Here is a 3,376-nt window from a genome sequence, read left to right on the forward strand (position 1 = left end):
GGCGGGGGTCGGGTCGGGTCAGCGTTCGATGTTGCGGTGCTTGCTGCGCAGCTTGAACGGCATCAGCGCGCTCTCGACCTTGGTCGCGGTGGTCATCTTGGACGCGCCGTCGCGCCGCTCCTCGAAGCGGATCGGGACCTCCAGGATGGTGTGCCCCAGCTTCGTGGCCAGGTAGTGCATCTCCACCTGGAAGCTGTAGCCGTTGGACTGCACCCGCTCCAGGCCGATGTCGCGCAGCGCGTCCGCCCGCCAGATCTTGAAGCCGGCGGTGAGGTCGCGGATCCGGACCCGCAGCAGCGTGTGCACGTAGAGGTTGGCCCAGCCGCTGAGCGCCCGCCGGTAGAACGGCCAGTTCTCGTCCAGCTCGCCGCCCGGCACGTACCGGGAGCCGATCACCACGCCGGCCTGGGTGGAGAGCAGCGCGCCGAGCATGCCCGGCAGCGCCTCCGGCGGGTGCGACAGGTCGGCGTCCATCTGCGCCACGTACTCCGCGCCGCCGTCGAGGGCGCGCCCGATGCCGTCCACGTAGGCCCGGCCGAGGCCCTCCTTGCCGGCCCGGTGCACGACCTCGACCCGGTCGGGGTGCTCGATGGCCAGCTTGTCCGCCACCTCACCCGTGCCGTCCGGCGAGTTGTCGTCGGCGACCAGGATCTTCAGGCCCGGCAGCGGCAGGGCCATCAGCCGCTCGACCAGCACCGGGAGGTTGCCCGCCTCGTTGTAGGTGGGAACCACGACGGTCAGGCGTGCGTCCCGCCACGGCACGGGCAACTGCACGGGTTCGATCATGTCGGACATCCTCGGTCGGCGGACAGGGCTCCCTGAGAGCGTAGCCAGTTGCCACATCCGGGTCGAAAAGGCCACCCCTACCGCCCCGTCTTCCGCCCCGACGAGGGCCCGTTCCGGGTGTCAGCGGAGGCGGCGGGCCAGCGCGGTGAGGGCCACCGCCAGGCCCGCCAGGGCGGCGCCGGAGACGGCCGGCTTGTGCGTACCGATCCACAGGGCGGCCGAGCGGCCCCGGGCCCGGTCGGTGAACACGCCCTCCGCGCCCCGGTCCCGTTCGTCGTCCCCGGGACGGTCCAGGTTGTCCCGCCAGGCGACCGGGTCGATCGGGGTGTCGGTCTGCTGGCTGTCGTAGCCGTCGCGTGCCAGCTTCCGGTCGAGCAGGCCGGGGGCGAGGACGTCGCCGAGCCGGGCGCGCCAGGTCGGTCCGCCCACGTTCAGCTCGCGCGGCCCGTGGTCGGCCGCCCAGACGATCGCCTTCGCGGCCACCTCGGGTGCGAAGATCGGCGGTACGGGCTGGGGGTGCCGGGGCAGTCGGGTGCGTACCCAGGAGAACTGCGGGGTGTTGATCGCCGGCAGTTGCACCATCGACAGCTTCACGCCCGGGCAGTCGTGCAGCAGTTCCGCCCGCAGCGAGTCGTTGAAGCCCTGGACGGCGTGCTTGCTTGCGCAGTACGCCGACTGCAACGGGATCCCGCGGTAGGCCAGCGCGGAGCCGACCTGCACGACCGCGCCCCGCCCGCGTGCCCGCATGTGCCGCAGCGCCGCGAGGGTGCCGTGCACGGTGCCGAGGTAGTTGACCTCGGTGACCCGCCGGAACTCGGTGGCCGGGATCTCCCACGCCGGGGCGAAGACCGAGACCATCGCGTTGTTCACCCACACGTCGATGCCGCCGAACCGGTGCACCACGTCGTCGGCGGCCTGCTGCACCGCCCCGGCGTCGGCCACGTCCACCCGGTAGGTGCACACCTCCGAGGCGCCCAGCTCCCGGCAGTCGCGCTCGGCGGCCGCCAGCCCGGCCTCGCCGCGGGCGAGCAGCGCGAGCCGGGCGCCGCGCTCGGCGTACCGGCGGGCGACCGCCCGTCCCACGCCGGCGCTCGCCCCGGTGACCACCACGGTCTGCGTCATGCGTCCGCCTTCTGCCGCATGGCGATGTCGGCCAGCCGGGTCAGGGTCTCCTTGTTGCGCTGGTGCAACACCAGGTCGTTGATCTTGTTGCGTATCCAGTGCAGCGGACCGGCGGCGAAGTCCTCGCCGATGCGTACCCGGGTGGCGTCCGCGCCGACCGCTTCGAGGGTGAACACCACGATGGCCTCCCCGGCCGGCCAGAGGCCGGCGCGGATCACCAACCGGCGCGGCGGGTCACAGGTCAGCACCGTGGAGACGTCGTGCAGGGAGAACGGCCACGGCCCGGCCTTGTGGTGCAGTTGGCTGCCCACCCGGGGCCAGGCGTCGTCCACGTCGCGCACGTGCACCGTGCCCACGACCCAGTCGCTGTACGTCCACCCGTCCGCCAGCACCGCCCAGACCTGCTGCGGGGAAGCTTTGATCACTTTCTCCACAATCGCCACTGTGCTCCCATACCCCCGGTCTGGCCGGGGCTAACGGTGCCGATGGGTTAGCTTCTCCCGGGCGACGGGTAACGGCACCTGCGAGCCGGCGTGTCGGCGCCGCCGGCGTACGACGCGGGGGGCGCGTCCGGGACGACGTTTACTCCCCGGGGCGCCGGGAACCCGCCGGCTGTGCGACAGGACCAGGTGGAGCCGGATCAGCGCAGGTCAGCCCGGGTTTTTGCCGGTGCTGGCGCGGCGGGGCCCGGGCCCGTCCTGTTCGACGCGGTGCTGCTGGACCGCGACGGAACGCTGATCGAGGACGTGCCGTACAACGGCGACCCCGAGAAGGTACGGCCGGTGCCGGGGGCGCGGGCCGCCCTGGACCGGTTGCGGGCGGCGGGCCTGCGGCTGGCGGTGGTGACGAACCAGTCCGGCCTGGCCCGTGGCTTGTTCACCGGGACGCAGATGGAGGCGGTGCACGCCCGGGTCGAGCGGTTGCTGGGGCCGTTCGACGCCTGGCTGGTGTGTCCGCACGACGACGGCGACGCATGCGGGTGCCGCAAGCCGGCGCCGGGGCTGGTGCACGCCGCGGCGCGGGAGCTGGGCACCGTGCCGGCGCGGTGCGTGCTGGTGGGGGACATCGGCCGGGACATGATCGCGGCGTCGGCTGCGGGCGCGTCGGGGATCCTGGTGCCCACGCCGGTGACCCGGCCGCAGGAGGTGGCCGCCGCGCCGCAGGTGGCCGCCGATCTCCCGGCGGCGGTGGCGGAGATCCTGCGCCGCCAGGCGGCGCTCGACCCGGCCACCTACCGGCAGGCCGACACCGACACCGACACCGCGCGGGGCGCCGGCAGGGGGCGGACGGGGACCGTGCTGGTGGTACGCGCCGACTCGGCCGGGGACGTGCTGGTGACCGGGCCCGCCATCCGCGCCGTCGCCGCCCACGCCGAGCGGGTGGTGTTGCTGTGCGGGCCCCGGGGCCGCGCCGCGGCGGAACTCCTGCCCGGCGTCGACGAGATCGTCGAGCACCGGCTGCCCTGGAT

General features: G+C 73.8%; 3 protein-coding genes and 2 pseudogenes. 2 read left to right on the plus strand and 3 right to left on the minus strand.

What is annotated here, in order from left to right:
- Positions 1-18: 18 nt before the first annotated feature.
- The 3 genes from F6X68_RS31640 to F6X68_RS31650 all read right to left on the minus strand — a co-directional run bounded on the left by F6X68_RS31640 (position 19) and on the right by F6X68_RS31650 (position 2,342).
- Positions 19-786: a polyprenol monophosphomannose synthase gene (locus F6X68_RS31640; RefSeq protein ID WP_151457679.1), complete on the minus strand. Its 768-nt coding sequence runs from the start codon at positions 784-786 to the stop codon at positions 19-21.
- A 120-nt stretch (positions 787-906) separates the two neighbouring features.
- On the minus strand, positions 907-1,908 hold the full coding sequence (locus F6X68_RS31645) for an SDR family oxidoreductase (RefSeq protein ID WP_151457680.1): 1,002 nt from the start codon (positions 1,906-1,908) through the stop codon (positions 907-909).
- The gene (locus F6X68_RS31650) at positions 1,905-2,342 is read right to left on the minus strand and encodes an SRPBCC family protein (RefSeq protein ID WP_358122282.1); all 438 of its coding nucleotides are present in this window, start codon (positions 2,340-2,342) and stop codon (positions 1,905-1,907) included. The genes F6X68_RS31645 and F6X68_RS31650 overlap by 4 nt, the downstream gene beginning before the upstream one ends.
- Before the next feature lie 312 nt (positions 2,343-2,654).
- Here F6X68_RS31650 and F6X68_RS34940 point away from each other — a divergent pair.
- Positions 2,655-3,020 (plus strand): annotated as a pseudogene (locus F6X68_RS34940) (D-glycero-alpha-D-manno-heptose-1,7-bisphosphate 7-phosphatase); the annotation flags it as partial.
- Positions 3,021-3,191: 171 nt separating this feature from the next.
- A pseudogene (locus F6X68_RS34945) lies at positions 3,192-3,376 on the plus strand (haloacid dehalogenase); the annotation flags it as partial.

This window comes from Micromonospora sp. AMSO12t, from assembly GCF_008806585.1.
GTDB lineage: Bacteria > Actinomycetota > Actinomycetes > Mycobacteriales > Micromonosporaceae > Micromonospora > Micromonospora reichwaldensis.

Bases quoted from the DNA above. Each gene is read 5' to 3' on its own strand.
- F6X68_RS31640 (WP_151457679.1), bottom strand. From the start codon at position 786: ATGATCGAACCCGTGCAGTTGCCCGTGCCGTGGCGGGACGCACGCCTG.
- F6X68_RS31645 (WP_151457680.1), bottom strand. From the start codon at position 1,908: ATGACGCAGACCGTGGTGGTCACCGGGGCGAGCGCCGGCGTGGGACGG.